Consider the following 21,055-nt stretch of genomic DNA (forward strand, 5'->3'; position numbering starts at 1 on the left):
CGAGCAGGAATTCGGCCCATATTGGATGTTCTATCGACCAATACATGCCAAATTACCCCAGGTTATTCATCATGTGGCGAGCTACATCAACCACACCCATCTTGCCGGACATTTAGCGCCCGTAACACAGTTTCGTTTTACATAAGGTAACCTCACTGCTCTCGCATATCTTGAAGCCCACCAATCTCGCGGTGTTTCAAAACGAAACCCCTTCTCTTGTTCGACGCATCGTGCCCAACGCACTTCAAGCACCGCACTCTCCACATTTCCCATTCTCTGCAGCTCGTACCTGCGCAAAATCATCGTAAAGAAATCGGTAATCGGCTTCTTTTTTCCGATAAACGGTTACTTTGCCGCTGAATTCTCCTATAATGCTCGCCTGAACACAGGTGGAACAAGTGGAGAAAACACCGGGAGGACTGCATGTATAAACGCACGAAAATAGTCTGCACGATGGGACCTGCCTGCGACAACGACGAGACCCTGCGAGAGATGATGAAAGCAGGCATGAACGTCGCCCGCTTCAACTTCTCCCATGGCTCGTACGAGGAGCACCACGACCGCATCCAGCGCGTCCGCCGCATCGCCGCCGAGCTCGACATGACGATCGGCATCCTGCTTGACACCAAGGGCCCCGAGGTCCGCACCGGCCTGCTCAAGGATCACCAGAAGGCCTCCGTGAAGGCGGGCGACAAGATCGTCGTCACCGCCGCCCCCACTTCCGAGGACTTCCTTGGCGACGCCAGCCACATCTCGCTCGACTACCTCAACCTCCCCAACGAGGTCGAGCCGGGCTCGCGCATCCTCATCGACGACGGCATCGTCGAGCTCGAGGTCGAGAGCGTCGAGGGCCAGGACATGCACTGCGTCGTTAAGAACGACGGCGAGATCGGCGAGCGCAAGGGTGTGAACCTGCCCAACGTCGAGATCGGCCTGCCCGCGATCACCGAGCGCGACCGTCAGGACATCCTCTTCGGCCTGAAGGAGGGCATCGACTACATCGCCGCTTCCTTCATTCGCAACGGTGCCGCCGTGCGCGAGATCCGCGAGCTCTGCCGTGAGAACGGCGGGGAGCACGTGGGCATCTTCCCCAAGATCGAGTGCGCTCTGGGCGTCCAGAACTTCGACGAGATCCTCAAGGCTTCCGATGGCATCATGGTTGCCCGCGGCGACCTGGGTATCGAGATCGCGCCCGAGCTCGTGCCGCACCTGCAGAAGAAGATGATCAAGAAGTGCAACGCTGCGTACAAGCCGGTCATCACCGCCACGCAGATGCTCGACTCCATGATCCGCAACCCGCGCCCCACGCGCGCCGAGGTCGCCGACGTCGCCAACGCCATCTATGACGGCACCGACGCCGTGATGCTCTCCGGCGAGTCCGCGGCCGGCAAGTACCCGGTCGAGGCCGTGCGCATGCAGGCGAGCATCGCGCACGAGACCGAGCAGTACCTGGGCCTGCACGCCGAGCTCAAGGTGCCCGAGGGCAGCCAGAGCACGCGCGTCATCAACAACGTCGTGGGCCTTTCGGCCGTGAACATGGCCACCACCGTGGGCGCGAAGTGCATCATCTGCCCCACCACCACCGGCCGCACGGCGCGTCTCATCTCTCACTTCCGTCCTGCGGTGCCGGTCGTGGCGTTCTCCCGCCACCAGTGGGCGGTGCAGAAGATGCTCATGTACTGGGGCATCGAGCCGCACCTCGCCGCCATCACCCGCGACAGCGTCGACGATACCGTCGCCACGGCAATCGAATCTGCCAAGGAGCGCGGTTATGTGGAGCCGGGCGATGTCGCCGTCGTGACCGTGGGCGACCCCAAGACCGCCGTCGAGTCCACGCTCGGAGACGGCAAGCGCAGCTCCACGAACGTGGTCTACGTCGCTCAGGTGCGCTAAGCTGGCGCGTTGTTAGCCAAATAGAAGCGCTCTGCAGCATGTTTGCATCGAACCGCCCTCCCACGCGAGGGCGGTTTTCTTTTCTTCAAGCGCTCCTACGGCAAAACTTCCGGATATCAACGGTTATTTCCGCAAGCGCCGAGTAGATGAGTCTTTCTCTTCATAAAACACGCAGGTAGATGAGTTGCCCATATCTTGGCTACTCGGACTTTTACAAAACAACCGTTGATATCCGGAAGTTTTTCTCAACAGTGCTGTCCCCCCACATAATTACTCCGGCGAACGTCGCAGGCTGGTATCATAACAGCACATCACACGTGGAGGGGAGGCACGCATGCATGAGTTCATCTGCGGAGTTTCGGCTTTTCGGCTGCTCAGAACCCCGCCGCAGGTTCTCGCGCTCTATCCGCCGCTCCCCGACATCTCAACACGAATTGGGAAACTCGCGAGAGCTCGCAACACCGATACCCTCGGCGGTCTGGGCGCACCCATCCACGTCCTTGTTACACAGCGCGAGCATCTCCGATACTCAAGTTCCGTCAAAATGCACCTCTGGTCGCAAGAGCTTCCCCTCGACTCATTCATCGAAAACGAGCTGGAAATCACACTCAGCTCGCCGCTCTTTACCCTGCTCACCATGGCGCCGCATGTTTCGGTTACGCATCTTGCAATGGCGATGTACGAACTCTGCGGCTCATTTTCCGTTTACCGCCCAGCACCCGAGATTCAAACCCACCTCGACGCGATCAGAAACACCAGGCTCTCACGCGACCTGTGGCAACAAGTTCGAGATGCGCACGGCAACGGCACCTCCCTCTGGAAGCGCCCTCCACTCATCACTGTGCATGAGCTTCAGCGCTATACCGAGCGCATCAACGGTCTACGCGGCAGCAAGCAATTCCGCCAGGCAGCGCAAATGGTAACCGGACAGACCGCCTCGCCACTCGAAGTGCAAGCTTCCATGCTGCTGGGAGCATCCCGACGGCTCGGCGGCGCAGGGCTTACGCCTTTCGAGAACAACCATCTGGTTCGCTTCGGCCGTGAAGCGCGCCGGCTCGCGGGAAGGCAACATTGCTACTGCGACCTCTTCTTTCCCGGCCGCAAGGGCGGACGAGCACTTGACGTCGAATGCCATGGACACCTCGTCCATGATTCAGCTGAACAAGGCGGCCTTGACGCCAATCGCACCCTTGCCTTCCAGAGCATGGGTATCGACGTCATCTTTCTCACCTATGAACAGCTTATCGACGAGGAACGCCGGCATGCTGCCATTGATCACATCGCCCGTTGTGCGGGACTTCGGCCTCGGCCTAAAACCGAAGCGCTTATGCAGAAGGAGCGGGCACTCTGTGAAGAGCTTTTCATCGATTGGGAGACGCTTGGTTCGTGAGCGGCTACGCACGAGGCGCACAAACCCCGAAGACGAGCAAGGATTGCATCGGCTTTTCGGGCGCAAAATACAACTCGCGACGGTTATCAACGGTTTTTTTCACAAGCTTCGAGTAGACAGGCGTTTCTCTTCATTGAACTCACAGGTAAACGTGTTGCCCATTTCCTGGCTACTCGGCCCTTCCCGAAACAACCGTTGATATCCGAAATGAATGCGTCACAGGCGGCTCAGGACGTCTCAACAAGACATGCGTCCTGCAGCCGCCCTTCCAAAAGCGCGTCGGCGCGCTCTGCGACTTCTTCGAACACCGAGTCGAAGAATTCGCTGGTGAGCAGCCGATAACGCACCGGACCAGAGGGAAATGTATTCCCGCGCACGGTCTCGTGAGCAACCCCCACCGTCATGAGAACGGCACGCTCGTCGATTGAATACTGCGGAAACGCCGCCGCGGTTGCAATGAGACGTGGCGTAGCACGCGGCACGAGATCGATGGAGAGCGTCTTCCCGAACGCGTCGAAGTCCCCCTGCTTCTTAACGCGGAATTCCTCGCTAGGCGCAATGCCCTCGCGGTCGAGGAACTCGTTAACGCGCGTATTCCATATGCAATCTGCCAGCAGATGCACCCAAACACCGAGCTCGAAATCGAATAGCGAGCGCGCGATGTCCGCAGGTGACACCGCCTCATCGAGCTTGCTGCCTTCTTGCGGCGGAACGCCGACGCCCTCGTAGCGTTGCGGATAGTGGACACGGCTCACGCGGTCGACCTCGAGCTTTAGGGACGAGGCGGCAATGAGCGGCGCACCGAGACGGCTCGCGACGGTGGGCCTCGCAGTACCCGCATCCTTCGAATCCGCTTGCAGCACATCACTGCCGGCGTACGCCGCATCCTGCGCGGCACGCACGACGTAGGCATCCCAAAACTCGCGCTCGCGCGGCTTGGGGATGAACGCCGGCTTGGCGAAATGCGTGGAGCGGTATGCGATGGGGCTTTCTATGCCCGGCGTCATATAGCCCACAGGGATATCGGGCACAAGGCTACCGAACAGGAACGCGTTGCGGTCGGCAACCGTGCGCGCCATGGCACCCCCGCGCGAAAACAGCCGCTCGGCATGCGCGATATGAATGTTCCAGCTGGGCACGAACAATCCTTTCAGAGTGAGAATCTGCGTCCTGCGAGGATCTACGTCCTTGACGCAGATTCTCACTCAGTGAATATCTAGCCGCGCACCTCGCCACCCACGGCCTTCGTGACCTTGGCGACGAGCTTGCCGTGCACGCGCTCAACCTCGTCCGAGGTGAGCGTATGGTCGTCGGCGCGATAGGTCAGCGCGAACGCCATGGATTTCTTGCCCGCACCCACGCGTGCCTCGTCGCGGTACACGTCGAACAGGCGCACGTCGCGAAGGAGCTTGCCGCCGGCGGAGCGCAGGCGACGCTCGAGGTCTTCGCAGGTCACGCCCTCGTCGACCACGATAGCCAGGTCGACGTCGACCGACGGGAACATCGAAAAGTCCTGGTACGCCTGCTGATCGCGCGCGCACTTCATAAGCGCGTCGAGGGAGAGCTCGAACGCCACCACCGGCAGGCCGATATCGTAGGCGTCGCGCACGGCAGGATGGATCTCGCCCACCCAACCAAGCTCCACGCCGCCGGCGAGCACCTCGGCCCCGCGACCGGGCTGCAAAAACGCGTAGCCCTCGCCCTCAGCGGAACGGAAACGCGCCTTCTCGACACGCAGCTGTGCCAGCAGCTCCTCCACGATGCCCTTGCCGTCGAAGAAGCGTAGCGGCCGGTACTTCTGGTTCCAGGTCATATCACCCCAGGCACCCGAAAGCACGCCAGCGATCGAGCGACGCTCCTTGGGCAAGCTCGCGTTCTCGCGGCCGCAGAAGAGCGTGCCCATCTCGTACAGATGAACGTTCGCCGTGCCGTGCGCGTTGTTATAGGCCACAGACTGCAGCAGCCCGGGCAGAAGCGAACGGCGCATCTCGGTTTGCTCGGCGACGAGCGGGTTCATGAGCACCACCGGCAGGCCGCGGCCATCGGTGCTCATGTGCGTCTTCTCGAGGTCGCCGGGAGCGGCGAAGGAATAGGTCGTGGTCTCGTTCAGGCCGCAGGAACGCATGATGGCGCCGATGCGACGAAGGAGCCGCTGGTCGTGCGTAAGCCCGCCGATATGGTTCTTCGCGGCGGGAATCGTCGCCTCGACGCGACCCATGCCCCACAGGCGCAGCACTTCCTCGATGAGGTCGATCTCGCGCTCGAGGTCCGGACGGAACGTGGGCGGCACCACGTGAAACACAAGCTCGCCGTCGGCGGCGGCGCGCTCGACGGTGCAGCCCAGACGCACAAGCGAGCGCTCCACGAACTCCGGCTCGATCGCCGCGCCGCAGATGAGCTCCACGCGGTTCTGGCGCAGCGTGAGCTCGTTGCGCTCAACGGGCGCAGGGTACACGTCGATCGCACCGGAAACCACGGTCGCGCCGCAGCATTCCTCGAAGAGCGCCGCCGCGATAGCCGAAACCTGGTCGCAGCGCGTGCGGTCGACCTGGCGCTCGTAGCGAATGGACGCCTCGGAGATGAGCGTGAGGTCGCGGCTCGTGCGCGAGATGTGACTCGAGTCGAAGCAAGCCGCCTCGAGCAGCACGTCGTGCGTGGTCTCATCGATCTCGGAATCGAAGCTGCCCATCACACCGGCGAGGCACACCGGACGCGCGCCGTCATCGGTGATGACGCACATGTCGTGCGTGAGCTCGCGCTCCTGCTCGTCGAGGGTCACGATCTTCTCGCCATCGTGCGCGGCGCGCACCACCACATGCCGGCGGCCATCGCGCTCGGTGAGCTTGCCCAGGTCGAAGGCATGGAGCGGCTGGCCGGTGAGCATCATGACGTAGTTCGTGACGTCCACGACGTTGTTGATGGGGCGCATGCCCGCCGCCGTGACGCGCTCGGCGAGCCACTCGGGCGAAGGGCCGATCTTCACCCCGCGCACCACGCGTGCGGTATAGCGGCTGCAGAGCTCGGGGTCGTCGATGCGCACGTCAACGAGGTCGTCCACATGCATCGAAGTATCCTCGTGTTTGATGGCAGGCAGCTCGATGTGCGTGTCGCGGTCGAAGATCGCGCCCACCTCGCGTGCGATACCCACCATGGAAAGGCAATCCGGGCGGTTCGGCGTGATCTCGCAGTCGAGCACGGTATCGGACGAGCCGTGGTACTCAGCGAACGGCACGCCCACGGGCGCCTCTTCCGGCAGAATCATGATGCCGGAATGGTCACCCGAAAGCCCCAGCTCGCGGGCAGAGCAATTCATGCCGCAGCTCACGACGCCGCGAAGCTTGCTCTTCTTGATCTTCACGCCGCCGGGAAGCTCGGCGCCAACGAGTGCTGTAACGATATGATCGCCCTGCTCGAAGTTCTGCGCGCCGCAGACAATCTGGAGCGGCTCGGGCTCGCCGTCCTCGCCCAGGTTGAAACGGCCTACGTCCACCCGGCACACCCACATGTGGTCGGAATCCGGGTGCGGCTCCTTCGAAACCACCTGCGCCGTGACCACATGGTCGAACGCCTCGCCCACCGTATCGATCGACTCGACCTCCGTGCCCGTGCGGATGAACTCCGCCGCAAGCTCCTCCGGCGATTCCGGCACATCTACCAGCGTCTTCAGCCAGTTATAAGATACTTTCATCTCTTCGTCCTTCTCGTAACATTACCCCAGGGGTTTTTCTACATATCTCGTTTTCGCTAGAACTGGTTCAAGAAGCGCATATCTCCCGTCATAAGCGTGCGCAGGTCGGGCAGGTCGTATCGAAGCGCCGCGACGCGCTCCACGCCAATGCCGAACGCGAAGCCTGTGTAGCGCTCCGGATCGACGCCGCAGTTCACGAGCACGTTGGGGTCGATCATGCCGCAACCCAAGATCTCGATCCAGCCGCTGTGCTTGCAGAAGCTGCAACCCTTGCCGCCACATACGTGGCACGAAACGTCGAGCTCGCAGCTGGGCTCGGTGAAGGGGAAGAAGTGCGGGCGGTAACGCGTCTTGCGATCCGGGCCGAACATGGCCTTTGCGAAGTAGTCGAGCGTGCCCTTGAGGTCGCCGAACGTGATGCCTTCGTCCACGACCAAGCCTTCGACCTGGTTGAACTGCGGCAGATGGCAGGCGTCGGCCGTGTCGGGACGATAAACCGTGCCCGGGACGATGGCGTAGATGGGCGGCTTCTGGTGCTCCATGATGTGAATCTGCACACCCGAGGTCTGCGTGCGCAGCAGCACGTCGCTCTCGCCATGGGCATGCTCCTCCGGGTGCGGCACGCTGCCGGGGGCGTTGTCCACCACGTAGAACGTGTCGCGCGCGGAGCGGCTGGGATGGTCCATGGGGGCGTTCAGCGCCGTGAAGTTGTACCAGGAGGTCTCGACCTCGGGACCGGATTCCACGGTATAGCCGATGCCGCAGAACACGTCCTCGATCTCTTCCTTGATCTGGTTGATGAGATGCGCGTGGCCGATGGTGGGGCGTGCGCCGGGCAGCGTCACGTCGACGGCCTCGGTGGCCATGAGGTTCGCCATGGCCTCGCGCTTGAGGTCGCCCTGAGCGCGCTCGATGAGCCCTTCCGCCATGCGGCGCAGCTCGTTCGCACGCTTGCCGAGCACCGGACGCTCTTCGGGTGCAACCTTGCCCATCATGTGCATGACCTGCGTGATCTCGCCCTTTTTGCCGAGCAGTGCCACGCGCGCCGCCTCGAGCTTCTCGCTGTCGGTCGCGGAGGCGATCAGCTCCTTCGCGCGCGCCTCAAGCGCATCGAGCTCTTCGACCAATCCCATATGCTTCCCTTTCTTCGCCGCGCCGAACGCCGAACGCCCGGCGATTGTTACCGTGTCCATGTCCTGAAGTGATAATTTCAGTACCAGGTACTGAAATTATCACCGCCGGACGCTGTCCCAAAAAACGAAAAGCCGCCCTTGGGACGAACCCAAGGACGGCATAGTTACCGCGGTACCACCTTGATTGGCTGCCGGATGTCTGCCCGGCATGCCCTCTTTTGCCCGCTCTCGTTTGGGCGCACGGCTTCCCTACTCAGCTGCGCATGCTGCCGAAAACCCCGGTAGACACGCTGCCGTTCAAGTCGCTGCTCGGGAGTGAACGCTGTGTCCTTGCCCCCGCAGGAAGGCTTTCAGCCGGTGACCCTCCCTCTCTGTGCGGCGACGCGGCGGGCGCAACCCTCTCCGTCAACGCGTTGGTCGACATGATAGCACAGGTTGAAGGGGAGATGGCGCACGTCTTTGCCCTGCGGCATCCGCATCGCCCTACGCGTCCTGCGACGGTTCTTCTTCCAGCGAGGGGACGTGCACCTCATGAATGCAGCCCACGCCCTCGCGCTCGCACAGCGCATTCAGACGCTTGTCGAGCGTGAGCAACGTTGCCGCGTTTCGTCGAGCAAGCACGAAGTAAAACATGTCGCAGATGGAGTGGTTAAGGTGAAGAGCTTCGAAGAACGCCTCTTCATATAGGTCCTCCATCTCAACGAAGGTATCGGGAACCGAAACGACCGCGTCCACAAACCGTCCCGCTGTTTCCTGGTCGTACACGCCAGCCTTCACATACTTAGCCATGGTGCTCCCCGCTTCGGCATAGAGCAACGTGGGCGCAAGCACCTCCCGTGGACCTTCCGCTAACGCATATCTACAGGGCAGGGCTTCGTCGAGGTGCCGCGCCATACCGATTCCCGCGCTGCAGTCCAAAACGAACTTCATCGAGAATCCCTGTCCTCTCTAATCAACTCAGCGACGCTCGGGAAGCCCTCGGGATCTTTGGCAATCGGAAGTGCATCGATCCGTGCAAACACCTCGCGCCGGCGCTCGAGCCGCGCTTGAGCCGCCGCCCGGCTCCGTTGCCAGTCGCGATACCCTGGCTCCCACGGCTTGGGGACGGGAGGAATTCCCGCATCGACCACTGCTTGCACCTCCTTTTCGCGCTTGCGGCGCGCCAGGTAATCCTCAATTGCAACGAGCGCCTGCTGCGCGATGCTGCGGTGTTCCTCTTCCGCGCACGTTTTTAAGTCTTCATATACCTGCGGCGGAAGATCGCGCACTTGTAACGCTGGCATGTTGACCTCCTTCGCATGCGTTTTGCATGCGTATAGCATAACAGCGCTAATAGCTGTATGCAAGAGAGGTAGTTTTCGCAGCTAGATGGGGAAAGTCGAAACTTGCAAAAATAGTCGAAGCTTGCAAAAGGCGCCCGGTTGAGCACCGCGCGCCTTCTGAGTCATTGAGTCGGGTTCATTTGACGCAAAAGGGATTGGCTGGAACACGTCCCCGACCAACCCCTCAGCTCGCTTGGCGCTACTTCGCCGTGCGCAGCCTGTACCCGTGCACCAAATCGCTTACCGCGCTCCAGGGAATCTGGCGATCCACCCAGAACATGAGCTGGACAAGGTACCGCTCGAGGCCGCGGGCCAGGTCGCGGAACGTCGCGAGGTCGCAAACGTCGCCGAAACACTCCCCCGCGCGGGCGAGGATCGCCACGGCATCATCCATCTTTGCCGTCGTGTCGAACTGGCCGGAGTACCAAACGCACAGGCGCTGCATGCTCCGCGCGAGCGTCGCCGCATCGCCCGGCTCCTCGCCGCGCTCGGCCGCCTCCGCCTGGGTGCGCAGCACGCAGATCTGGTCGGAAAAGTTCATACAGTACCCCATGACGTATTCCCACACCGCGAACTCGCGACCGGTGTCGAGCTTTCGCGCGCACAGGCGCTCGATGTCCTGGGGCTCGTTGCAAACCATATCGTCCGCGAGGTCGCGCAGCGCCGCAGCCAGCTCGCTCGCCGTCAAGCTCGAAAGACGCTCAATCGTTGCCATGGCTCACGCCTCCTCATCCTCGACGTCGACGATCTCGTTGCGTATGAGCGCACCTTGATCGTCCCACACGGCGCGGCACGCAGCGGCGAAGCGCTCGCGATCGCCCTCGCAGATGCGCGCAAACATGTTGCAGGTGCCATACGGCTCGCAAATGTCGAAGAAGATGCAGATGGACGACCACGCGCCATACCACACAACGGCTCCTGCAGGCTCCTCGAACTTGGGATTCTCCATAAGGTCGAGGTCGGCGATCTCGCCGGGCACCGGATACGTGACCTCGGCATCGCAGATCTTCGCCGAGAAAATGCGCGACTCGAACGGGCACGCGGCAATGAACGCCTCGCACGTGCGCGGTGCCTCCTGCCAGAGCAGATCGGCGAGATATGTCTCGCCACCAAGGGTAATTTTGAGCTTTTGTGCCATGGAAGCCTCCTTGATCCGTCGCTCAAAGGGCTCGCTGGCGGATAAGGAGCAAACGGTGCACGGGGTCGCCGAGCCCCAACTTCACGCCGGTCGAAAACCGTCGCCCCAGCCCGTGCTGTCCGTTTGGCTCCTTCATCTTACCACCGGCACGGTCGATGGGTTAGCTGGGGCTGGGTTCGTTTCAACCTATTTTGCCAATGGGGACGGGGGATATTGGCAGGGCCCGTCCCAAACCCCTTTAACCCCGACTCCAATGACTCACTTTCCGGGGGTTGGTTGGGGACGGGGTCAATCCAACCCATCTTGGGGGTCGGTTGGGTGGGTCGGTTGTGGACGGGTTCGTTTCGCCCCAATGTAGTATTACGCTCCGGCAAGCTCCAGCAAATAGCGCCATGCGGGGACTACTCGAATAACAATCCCATCGATCTCTATAGTCTCCGTCTCGTCCTTGGTAACAATGACAAATGATGTAACCGAAGCATCGACCTGATGCAATTTCACGAGGTTCCCGACCTCACGTGTGCGCGCATTCCCTTCGATTGAGTACGCCACCTGCACCGCTGCCCCCGCATCGGGGACATAGAAGTCTATATCGATGCCGTGCTTGGGCGACTTGAGGTAGTGCAGGCCCTCTCCATAGGCATCCCGCAGTGCAATGGCAACCTGGTTCTCAAGCAATGCGGTATCCCTGTTGTATAGGAAGAGGTTCAAAAGCCCGTTATCTGAGAAGTAGTATTTTGGATTGCTTTCTTGATCAACAAACCTGCTCACCGCATTGCTGAGCGAAAACAGCAGGTATGCATCGTGCGCGTAACCTAGATACGAGATAACCGTTTCCTTTGCGATAGAAAAACCAACGCTCTTAAGCGTGTTGTAAAGCGAGCTGTAACTTATGTCGCTACGAACGGTCTCTGCCACCTTCTTCATGAGCACGCGCAGGGCTGCAGGATTCCGCACGTTATTACGAGCAGCGATGTCGCCAAGAAGAACCTTCTGATAGACATTCTCAACATACTCACGAGGCTGCTCGAATCTAATGGCCTCGGGGAAACCTCCAAAGCGGTAATAACGATCGAACAGGCGCATGATAGCGCCGGCCTCGCGCGTCGTATACAGTGCGCGCATATCATGAGCCTGGCCACGAGCATCGAGATACTCATCGAAGCGATATGTGCCGACCTGACGAACAAGATAGCGCCCACCCAACGTCGATGCCATCTGGCTGCTTAACATGGTCGCGTTGCTGCCGGTGATGTACACGCGCTCGCCCGCGTCTGCCATACGGCGAGCGAACTTCTCCCAGCCCGGAACATTTTGAATCTCATCAAAGAAGTAGTAACCGCGCTCATCGCTGAGCTCGCTTTGCACCTGCACGATATCCTGAAAATCTGCGAGCGAAAACTCCGCCAAACGCTCATCTTCGAAGTTCAGGTAGATGATGCGCTCCCACGCGACACCCTGCTCGACAAGATCGCGAGCAATCGAGTAGAGCAGCGTAGACTTACCCGCACGCCTCAAACCGGTGATGATGTAATTGCCCTGCGGGTCAAGATGATAGCGACGTGGAACGATCTTCGCATGGCGAATAACTTCGTGCTGATCGAAGATAACCTGTCTGAGCACTTCTCGGTTCATTGTCGCCTCCATGTGTCGAGTATACTGAACAGTATATTCTAATTATTGTCGAATATACTCGACATGGAGGGGTTGGTTGGGGACGGGTTCGTTTCAACCCATTAAAAAGGGGTTGGCTGGAACACGTCCCCAACCAACCCCGGTTCGTTTCAACCCCTGAACCAGCCAATAACCCCCGTCCCTAATGGCTGGTTTACTCGAGCAGGCTCACCGTGTAGGTGTTCTCGTAATCCATGCCGGTAGCGATGGTCGCGGTAAGGTCGTCCAGGTTGTAGACCACCGACCACTGGGTCGCGCTCTCCTCGCCGCGGCTGTTCAGGTGCGTCTCCTGAGCGCAGGCAGCGAGCAGATCCATGGCCTCGCCCTCGCTCACCACGCCATCGGCCGCCGTAAGACCGCTCATCACGATCTCATAGCGATCCTGGCCGCCGCCGAAATCGTAGTCACCCGGCGTAAGGAGGAAGTTCGTGGCAGCCATGTACGTACGGCCCTCAACAGCCGCGCCCGCCGTGGTCGCGTCGTTCGCCTCGAGCACGGAAAGCTCGTCGTCGATGTACTCAACAACCACGGTGCGGCCGCTCGCGTCGGCAATCTGGAAGTGGTAGCAGCTGTTCGCGCTCGAATGCATGTCGTACTGCTCGAGCAGGGCGATAGCCTCGTCAACCGTGGCGCACTTGTCCAGCATGAGGCGGATGGCCGTCGTGGTGGTGATGTCCACCCGGTCTGTCTGCTGGTTCGTGGGGTCGGTGTCGATGAGCAGCACGCCCACAGCAAGGCCGGCCTCGTTCATGCCGTCGAGCGGGGCATAGGGGGCGGCGAGCGCGGTGATGCTCGAAGTGGGCGAATCGGGCAGCTTGTCCTCGCCGTAGCCAAGGAAGCCAAGGTTCACCATGGAAATGCTCGCGTAGCCGTTCTCGGGGTCGGTGCGCACGAGCATGCTGGGCGAATAGCTCAGGTCGAAGTTGCGGCCAAAGATGTCGTCGCCCTCGGGCGTGACCGCGTTGAACGTGGAGCACGCAAGGTCCGGCAGCTCGATGGTAATGGGCAGCCCCTTCATTAGGTGCTGAATCACGAACTCGATGAGCTCGGCATCGTTCGAGGCGCCGCCCTGCTCCAAGAACTCGTCGATACCGTAGTCGCCCGCATACGTCATGGTGTAGAACGGGTAATCGTTCACCTTCTTAATGGAGGCGATGGTCGCGATCTCGCCGCGGAACATGAAGGCGATGCCGCCCACCACAAGCACGACGAGCGCCACGAGCGCGATGAGCACGCGGACGATGATCTTCTTCGCGCCGCCGGAGCGCCTGGGCGCACCGGGCTCGGTGGTGCCAGACGTCTGAGCAGCTGCTGCCTGCTCGCTCGCAGCGTCCTCGCGCTTGATATCTTCTGCCATGTAGACCCCCCTGGGTTCGATTCGCATTCTGGTGCAAGATGCCGAAGCACCCCGCAGCGGCGCACCATGCTAACACGAGTCATCATGGCAGCTGACGTTTTCTATATTTTCGTCAAAATATGAAGACGGCTATCGAAGCATCACAAAAGGTGCTGAGGCGCGGAGGCTCGCAGGACATAGTCATCGTGCTTGAAAATCGAGTCCGAATTTTCGTGAGAATCGAGTCTAGAAACCCGTGAAAATCGAGTATGGCATCGCTCCCATTTCAGCACTCAGGCCGTAGGCACCAGAGTCTCCCCTCAGCCCACTCGGTGCGCTGGTTATCGGAAAGAAATCGCGCATTCTTTCCGATAACCGTTCGGCAAGCCCGTCTATCGGAAAGAAATCGCTATTTCTTTCTTTTAAGCGCCGTATTTTTCTGTCTATCGGAAAACATCGACTGATTTTTTCTTTTAGAGCCAGCAGGCACAACGCTTTCCGAGCAGCAGAACGAGCTAACACAGATCCCACGTGAGTCGCTCGCTGCCCGTTGGCTATGCCGATGCTGGCCCTCCGCTACGCTCCTCGCTGCTACACTAACCTTGTGCATGTCGTCCGTCTGCAGGAGAAGCTTATGGCGATTGAGGTATATGGCGGCGCGGAGCTCTCACTTGAGCGCGCCATGCGCATTGCGCCACCGGCATATGCCAAGGTATATGCGTGGTTTATCGAGCACGCCGGGGAGGTTGGCCCGCGCCCGTACGGCGATCACCATCCAGACGGCATGCCCATCAAGCTTGCCTCCCAGCGCGGCATCCACAAGCCGACCGGTTATCAGTACGCCTTGTCCATCAACTCGTCGAACAAGGAGAAGTACGCGGGCGACAAGCTCAACTACCTCGATGACGGCACCTGGGTCATGCAATATTGCGCCCACCGAAAAAATGAAGGCAGCAAATCCGCCGGATCCAAGGAGTACAACAAATCCCTCCGCCGCTGCTTGCAAAAAGGCCTCCCCGTCGGCGTCTTCGTCAAAGAGAAGGGCGGCAGCCGCAACCTCGGGCTCGCGTTCATCGAACGCTATAACTCGGTGGCTGACATGTTCTGGCTTCATGGTCCGGTAACGCCCGAAAGCGATTTTTCGTCGCTCTCCCCTGAAGCTAAACGCGAGCTCGAGAACGAACTTAAAGAGCCGATGCTCGAAACATACGATATGAACAAACTGCGCGAACTCCAAGCGTCGGGCAAGCTTGAAGAGATCGATGAACGTGAGCGCGTCGCAGCAATGACGGTAAGGCGAAAGCAACAGGGTAAGTTCCGGAACATGCTCCTCAACGCCTACAACGGAACATGTGCGATCTCGGGTTATGCAGTCGACCCCGTATTGCAGGCAGCACATATCACGCCGTATTTCGGCCGAAAAAGCCAGCTCGTCACCAACGGCCTACTGCTCCGTGCCGACTTACATCTGCTCTTCGATAATGATCTCTTGGCCGTCGATCCAGACGATATGCGCGTTGTCGTGTCGCGATCGCTTGAGACAACGGGCTATAGCGCGTTCGATGGAACGAAGCTGAGACTCCCAGCAGCCAAGGATTGCTGGCCTTCCGAAGAACGTCTTGCCGCACAATTCGACAGCTTCAAACAATGCGAGGCGATGCTCGCGACGACGGGCTGACCGCGCCGATTCTTCGTCGTACCTCTAGCTCATCTCCAGCAACGGAAACAGCGCTTTCTGATTCGGCGCACCCTGTCTAAGCATTGCAATCCTGTCCCGCGCGAAGGCATAGAGCTCGGATACGCCAATGGTGTCGAGCGCTCGCCGAATCTCTTCTTCCGAAACATCGGATGACGAAGCGGCAAACATCCCTGTAACGGACATGTCGAGCGCAAAGTACGTACAGCCCGCCTCGGGTTCTACCGTGATGTCCAGTTTTAGAAGATAAACCGGTTCCCCATCTGCAGATTCCACGGTGTCTCTCATGCATGAAATCACATTGAGTGATCCCCTCTCGGGCGGATCAACAGACGCGCCGTCATCGCACACGACGTCATCATAGACGAGATGGTCGATCTTCATCCTCAAGTACGAGATAGCCGCCTGTTTCATGCTCCGCCCCTTCGATTTCCGCGAAACCACATCAAGCTCATGCAAACCGTACGATGTGGAATGAAGATATTTGTGCAGAGCGATCGGATCCACGAGGCCTACGATCTTCGGCCAAATGACTAGATAATCAGATCTATCTTAATTTCTAGCCAAAATTGTTCTGATATTAAGATGCATCTAACTTTATGCATTGGGTTGGCTGCTTGATGAGTCACAGCGAGCTGCCACAGATCGCACAGTGCAATACACCACGCCGCATTATCCCAGCAAGAAGTCGCAAGGCGGAACAACCTGAACGCCGTCAGCCCGATAGCTCATCTCTCCCCGGTACACCATGCAGCGCCGGTCTTCGGCTATCCCCAGCTCCTCCGATACAACGGTAAGGTGGCGCGCAAATTGGCGGCGATACGTCTCGCCAGCCTTGATCTCAACCGCCTGCGACTCCGCCGCGCGCGTGTAGTCGAGCAAATCAACCTCGCGCTTCGCATCATCACGGTAGGAGACTGGCAAGTTCCGCAACCATGCATTGGGGACTTCCACAATCATGCAATGGGAGCGCGCTTGGCTCGAGGCTCGGATCGGCAACCGCTGTGAAGTGATAACCTGATACCCGGCATCGAACGATTACCGGATTGGAGCTGCCTATGCCCGCCACACCCGAAGCCGTCGCCCAGTTCCGCCAGCTTGAACGCGAACTGTGGACGCGCACGTACCTCATGGGAATCCTCGAGTTCGACGGCGAGACCGTCGCGCCGCCCAAGGGCGCTCCCGCCCGCGCCGAGGCCATGGGCGCGCTCGCGGGCGAGTACCACGAGATTCTTACGAGCTCTCGTGCGCAGGAGATCATCGCGCAGCTCAAAGAGGCGGGTGCTGCCGGCGAGCTCGATGAGCAGGCCACCATGGAACTCCGCACCCTTGGGCGCGAGCAACAGGAGGCCATGGCGATCCCCACGGAGGAAGCAACCGCGTTCTCCAAGCTCACGAGCGAGGCCAACGCTGTGTGGCATAAGACGAAGCTTGCAAACGACTGGGCGAGCTTCGAGCCGTACGTCGACCGCATCGTGGAGACGCTCAAGCGCCACGCTGCCTACATGTACCCCGACCGCGACGCATACGACGTGTGGCTCGACCAGTATGAGCGCGGCATGGACGCTGCTGCCTACGACGCGTTCTTCGACCAGGTGCGCAAGACGGTCGTGCCCCTTGTGCACGAGATCACCCAGCGCCCGCAGCCCGAAGCGTCCTTCCTCTCCGCGCATGTGCCCGAGGCCACGCAGCTCGCCATCGCACGCGACCTCATGGGAATCGTCGGCCTCGACCCCGAGGCAACCGTCCTTTCCTGCGTGGAGCATCCCTTCACGAACGGCATGGCGGCGGGCGACGTGCGCATCACCACGCACATCTACGAGAACAACCTCATCTCTAACGTGTACTCGGTCATCCACGAAGCCGGCCACGCCATCTACGAGCAGAACGTCGACCCATCGTATGCATACACCTGCCTGGGCACCGGTTCCACCATGGGTATCCACGAGAGCCAGTCGCGCTTCTTCGAGAACATCATCGGCCGTTCGCGCGCCTTCATGACGCCGCTGCTCGAGGTGCTGCGCCGTCATGCGCCCGAGGTCTACGGCAGCGTGACGGAAGACGAGCTCTACCGCGCCGTCAACATCGCCACGCCGTCGCTCATCCGCACCGAGGCAGACGAGCTCACCTACCCGCTGCACATCATGGTTCGCTACGACATCGAGCGCCAGCTCTTTGCCGGCGACGCCACCGCGCGCGACATCCCCGCGCTGTGGCAGAAGTACATGCACGAGTATCTGGGCATCGACGTGCCGAACGACACGCTCGGGTGCCTGCAGGATACGCATTGGTCTGGCGGCAGCTTTGGCTACTTCCCCAGCTACGCGCTCGGCAGCGCATACGGCGCGCAGATGGTGCCCTCCATGGAAGCGGCAGGCGTCGATCTTGCGGGCGCTTGCGGCTCCGGCGAGCTCGCACCGGTGCGTGACTGGCTGCGCGAGAAGATCTGGCGCTGGGGCGCGGGCAAGGACGGCGTCAAGCTGCTGCGGGAGGCGTGCGGTGCACCCTTCGACGCCGCGTTCTACTGCACCTACCTGCAGAACAAGTTCTCCGACCTGTATAACGTCAAATAACCCCAGGGGTTTTTCGACATTACAACACAAAACGCCCCGGGAGCTTATTCGCTATGCGAGGTAGCTCCCGGGGTGGTTTTCTTATCTCTGCCGATGATAAAACCCCTGGAGTAGATTTACATCCTAAACGGTAAGGAACACCATCACGATAATCGCGGCGAAACCGACGATATCCGTACCCGTAAAGACCGTGCCCAGCACAAGGGCGCTCGTCACAGCGGCCGAGACCGGCTCGATCGTGCCGATGAGGCTTGCGCGCATGGAGCCGATGTCCCTCACGCCCTGCATGTAGAGCGAGTACGCCAGGCACGACCCCACCGCCGCGAGCACGATGAACGCTGCCCAGCCAATGCCGTCGAGCGCGGGCATATCCGCCCAGGGCTGAACAAATGCGCTGGTGACAATGCCCGAAAGCAGCATGCCCATGCCGGTTACGACCGACGCGCCGTACTCGCGCAGAAGGCGTGCGGGGATGATGGACATGCACGCCGCGCCAACAGCGGCGAGCAAGCCAACGACCAAGCCTTCAAACGGGATGGCGAGGTTCGACGGATTGCCGCCCGTCGCAAGCAGATACGTGCCCACGAGCGCAAGCACCACGCCCGCGAGCTCGCGCTTGCGCGGCGCACGATGCGTGGTAAGGCACGCGTACACCATGATGATGATCAACTGCAGGCATTGCAGCACCGTTGCCGTTCCCGCATTGGTGAGGCGGATCGTCGTGAGGTAGCCCAACTGATTGAGAAGAACGCCCGAGGCGGCGAACACAGCAAGGATGCCCATATCGCGCTTGTTGCGCAGCAGCGCGAAGAGCTTATCCCGCTGGGTAAGGAGGATGACGACAAGAAAGATACCGCCCGAAACCAGCTGTCGCATGCAGGCAAGCCAGAGCGTGTCGACCGCGTAGTTCTCGAAGAGGAAGTCCGCGCAGGTGCCGGAGAAGCCCCAGAAAAGGCCGCCGAACAGCGTGGCGAACACACCAGATGCCGTGCGGCGTTCACCCGCGGCGTTCGAGCGCTCGCGCTTGCGCCGACGCAAGGCGCGCGACGCGGCATCGGTGCCGAACACCGGGTCTTCAAGTTCCCGGTTAAGAATCTGATCTGCCTCGAGCGCCACCGTCGCCTCCTCACGCATTTCGCTCCCGCGAATACCATATGGCCAAGCTCAAACCTTACCGCATAAACCAGCAGCTTAGAACCAATTATCTCAATCTTTGCGTCATGCTTGCCGCATGCTTTACCTCGCCGGAGCATGCGCTCGGCAAACGGCGCGCCCGCATACCGCACTACTCGAGCTCCGCCCTGCGCTGCATATTTTCGCCACACAACGCAACGTGGCACTTTCCGCCCTTGGCTCAGATTCTCACGCGGTGTTCAACCTCAAATCTCCGTTCCCGCTTGTGTTGTTCGGGCAAGGGGGTATAACAAGATTCATGCGCACGTTGCCGAACATCCAGTGAAAAGGAGTCGTATGAGCACCGCGTCCACGAACACCACCGCAGCCTCGCCTGCCTCCAGCGCAGCCGACGCTTCTTCCGTCCGCATGTCACCGCGCGAGACGCTTACCCCTGGTACCACTAGCTGTGGCTTCACCGTCGAGCGCACGGAAACCATCAGCGAGCTCGACGCCGACGCCTACGTGCTGCGCCACGAGGAATCAGGCGCGCGTCTGCTCTACCTCGCATGCGACGACGAGAACAAAGCCTTCGCCATCGCCTTCAAGACACCGCCCGCCAACAGCACCGGCGTCTTCCACATCCTCGAGCACTCGGTTCTCTGCGGGTCGGCGAAGTTCCCGGTCAAAGAGCCGTTTGTCGACCTCATAAAAAGTTCGATGCAGACGTTCTTGAACGCCATGACCTACCCCGACAAGACCATCTACCCCGTTGCGTCCACAAACGAGCAAGACCTGCTGAACCTCATGGACGTCTACATGGACGCCGTGCTCAACCCCATGATCTACACCAAGCCGACCATCTTCCAGCAAGAAGGCTGGCACTACGAGCTCGACGTTCCCGAGGGCGCCAGCCTGTGCGACGGCGAGCTTCGCTACAACGGCGTCGTGTTCAACGAGATGAAAGGCGCGCTCTCCGACCCCATGAGCGTGCTCGACGATGCCATGAACGCCGCGCTCTTCCCCGCCACCCCCTATGCGTTTGAATCCGGCGGCGACCCGCGCGTAATCCCGCAGCTCACCTACGACGAGTTCCTCAACACGCATGCACGCCACTACAACCTCGCGAACAGCTATATCGTGCTCTATGGCGATTTCCCCGACGTGCGCCGCGAGCTCACGTTCTTGGACGAGCGCTACCTCTCGTGCACGAACGCTGCAAGCGAGCGCATCGCAGCCAAGCGCGCGGAGGGTGCCGAGGTGCCTGCGCTTGAACCCAATCCCCTGCCCATGCAGCAACCTGTTGTCTGCGACTACCGGCGCGTCGAGATGGAGACCACACCCGAAAACGCGCTTGTGGGCATGGCATATGTGATCGGGCAGGCGCTCGACGTGTTCCGCACCGTCGCCGCAGATGTGCTGTTCGAGGCGATCCTGGGCTCCAACGAGGCGCCGGTCAAGAAGGCGATCATCGAGGCCGGCCTCGGCGGCAACGTGACGAGCTACACCTCGAATGCCTGCCAACAGCCCTACGAGATGATCATGTTGCAGAACGCTAAACCCAACGTCGCGCGCGAACTGCGTCGCGTGATCGAGGAAACCTGTCACAACCTCGTAGAACACGGCGTTCCGCGCGACCGCTTGGAGGCCGTGATCTCGAACAACGAGTACTCGCTGCGCCAACGCGACTATGGCGTCGCAGACGGCGTGGCGCTCGCGTGCGACGTCCTCTCGACCTGGCTCTATGACGACGAGGCCGCTACCGATGCGCTCAAACTCGGCCCCGTCTATGCGGAGCTGCGCGATGCCCTCGAAGGGAATTTCTTCGAAGACCTGCTGCAAGAGCTCGTCTTAGACAGCGAGCATTGGGCGCTCGTGGAGCTCGTGCCGGTCGAGGAGCGTGCAGCCGATAGCGATCCCGGCGAGGCGGCAGAGCTCCAGGCGCGCAAGGCCGCGATGACCGAGGCCGACCTGCAGCGCGTCGTCGATCAGGTCGCCGTGCTGCGCCGCCAGCAAGAGGCCGAAGACGCGCCCGAAGACCGCGCCAAGCTGCCGCGCCTGCACGTTGCAGATATCGGCGGCGCCCGTCCCGAGCCGCC

Annotated in this window: 17 protein-coding genes; 5 read left to right on the forward strand and 12 right to left on the reverse strand. The window is 60.6% G+C overall.

The annotated features are described in order from the left end of the window. The first annotated feature begins 423 nt into the window (after nucleotides 1-423). Nucleotides 424-1,893, forward strand: coding sequence for a pyruvate kinase (pyk, locus tag QZ079_RS00815; protein ID WP_291288535.1), 1,470 nt, complete (start codon nucleotides 424-426; stop codon nucleotides 1,891-1,893). A gap of 334 nt (nucleotides 1,894-2,227) precedes the next feature. Continuing rightward, nucleotides 2,228-3,283 (forward strand): hypothetical protein, encoded by a 1,056-nt coding sequence (locus tag QZ079_RS00820; RefSeq protein WP_297033807.1) that lies wholly within the window; start codon nucleotides 2,228-2,230, stop codon nucleotides 3,281-3,283. Between the two features lie 227 nt (nucleotides 3,284-3,510). Here the strand turns inward: QZ079_RS00820 and QZ079_RS00825 are convergent, their stop codons facing one another. The 9 genes from QZ079_RS00825 to QZ079_RS00865 form a co-directional block, all read right to left on the reverse strand. Next, nucleotides 3,511-4,422 (reverse strand): hypothetical protein, encoded by a 912-nt coding sequence (locus QZ079_RS00825; RefSeq protein WP_297033810.1) that lies wholly within the window; start codon nucleotides 4,420-4,422, stop codon nucleotides 3,511-3,513. A 77-nt stretch (nucleotides 4,423-4,499) separates the two neighbouring features. Beyond that, nucleotides 4,500-6,971 carry a phenylalanine--tRNA ligase subunit beta gene (gene pheT, locus QZ079_RS00830; protein ID WP_297033812.1) on the reverse strand — a complete coding sequence of 824 codons (2,472 nt, stop codon included), beginning with the start codon at nucleotides 6,969-6,971 and terminating at the stop codon, nucleotides 4,500-4,502. A gap of 56 nt (nucleotides 6,972-7,027) precedes the next feature. Then, nucleotides 7,028-8,104, reverse strand: coding sequence for a phenylalanine--tRNA ligase subunit alpha (gene pheS / locus QZ079_RS00835; protein WP_291288539.1), 1,077 nt, complete (start codon nucleotides 8,102-8,104; stop codon nucleotides 7,028-7,030). A 483-nt stretch (nucleotides 8,105-8,587) separates the two neighbouring features. Then, nucleotides 8,588-9,034: a type II toxin-antitoxin system VapC family toxin gene (locus QZ079_RS00840; protein ID WP_297033817.1), complete on the reverse strand. Its 447-nt coding sequence runs from the start codon at nucleotides 9,032-9,034 to the stop codon at nucleotides 8,588-8,590. After that, nucleotides 9,031-9,387 carry a ribbon-helix-helix domain-containing protein gene (locus QZ079_RS00845; protein ID WP_291290026.1) on the reverse strand — a complete coding sequence of 119 codons (357 nt, stop codon included), beginning with the start codon at nucleotides 9,385-9,387 and terminating at the stop codon, nucleotides 9,031-9,033. The genes QZ079_RS00840 and QZ079_RS00845 overlap by 4 nt, the downstream gene beginning before the upstream one ends. A gap of 238 nt (nucleotides 9,388-9,625) precedes the next feature. Beyond that, on the reverse strand, nucleotides 9,626-10,141 hold the full coding sequence (locus QZ079_RS00850) for a hypothetical protein (protein ID WP_291288542.1): 516 nt from the start codon (nucleotides 10,139-10,141) through the stop codon (nucleotides 9,626-9,628). Between the two features lie 3 nt (nucleotides 10,142-10,144). Continuing rightward, entirely contained in the window at nucleotides 10,145-10,564 is a 420-nt protein-coding gene (locus QZ079_RS00855) for a DUF3830 family protein (RefSeq protein WP_297033822.1), read from the reverse strand. A 360-nt stretch (nucleotides 10,565-10,924) separates the two neighbouring features. After that, nucleotides 10,925-12,199 (reverse strand): ATP-binding protein, encoded by a 1,275-nt coding sequence (locus QZ079_RS00860; protein ID WP_297033826.1) that lies wholly within the window; start codon nucleotides 12,197-12,199, stop codon nucleotides 10,925-10,927. Nucleotides 12,200-12,392: 193 nt separating this feature from the next. Next, nucleotides 12,393-13,595, reverse strand: a complete 1,203-nt coding sequence (locus QZ079_RS00865; protein WP_297033829.1) for a C45 family peptidase — start codon at nucleotides 13,593-13,595, stop codon at nucleotides 12,393-12,395. A gap of 763 nt (nucleotides 13,596-14,358) precedes the next feature. Between QZ079_RS00865 and QZ079_RS00870 the strand changes: the two genes are divergently transcribed. After that, nucleotides 14,359-15,252, forward strand: coding sequence for an HNH endonuclease (locus tag QZ079_RS00870; RefSeq protein WP_297033832.1), 894 nt, complete (start codon nucleotides 14,359-14,361; stop codon nucleotides 15,250-15,252). 24 nt (nucleotides 15,253-15,276) lie between these two features. Here QZ079_RS00870 and QZ079_RS00875 read toward each other — a convergent pair whose 3' ends face one another. Next, the gene (locus QZ079_RS00875) at nucleotides 15,277-15,684 is read right to left on the reverse strand and encodes a hypothetical protein (protein WP_297033834.1); all 408 of its coding nucleotides are present in this window, start codon (nucleotides 15,682-15,684) and stop codon (nucleotides 15,277-15,279) included. A 258-nt stretch (nucleotides 15,685-15,942) separates the two neighbouring features. Then, entirely contained in the window at nucleotides 15,943-16,230 is a 288-nt protein-coding gene (locus tag QZ079_RS00880; RefSeq protein WP_297033838.1) for a hypothetical protein, read from the reverse strand. Between the two features lie 98 nt (nucleotides 16,231-16,328). Between QZ079_RS00880 and QZ079_RS00885 the strand changes: the two genes are divergently transcribed. Next, entirely contained in the window at nucleotides 16,329-17,843 is a 1,515-nt protein-coding gene (locus tag QZ079_RS00885; RefSeq protein ID WP_297033841.1) for a carboxypeptidase M32, read from the forward strand. A gap of 123 nt (nucleotides 17,844-17,966) precedes the next feature. Here QZ079_RS00885 and QZ079_RS00890 read toward each other — a convergent pair whose 3' ends face one another. Further along, nucleotides 17,967-18,977: a DMT family transporter gene (locus QZ079_RS00890; protein WP_297033844.1), complete on the reverse strand. Its 1,011-nt coding sequence runs from the start codon at nucleotides 18,975-18,977 to the stop codon at nucleotides 17,967-17,969. Between the two features lie 408 nt (nucleotides 18,978-19,385). Here QZ079_RS00890 and QZ079_RS00895 point away from each other — a divergent pair. Beyond that, a partial coding sequence (locus QZ079_RS00895) for an insulinase family protein (RefSeq protein ID WP_297033850.1) occupies nucleotides 19,386-21,055 on the forward strand: 1,670 nt, incomplete at its 3' end.

The sequence above is a fragment of the uncultured Enorma sp. genome (genome assembly GCA_905210055.1).
Classification (GTDB): Bacteria; Actinomycetota; Coriobacteriia; order Coriobacteriales; family Coriobacteriaceae; genus Enorma.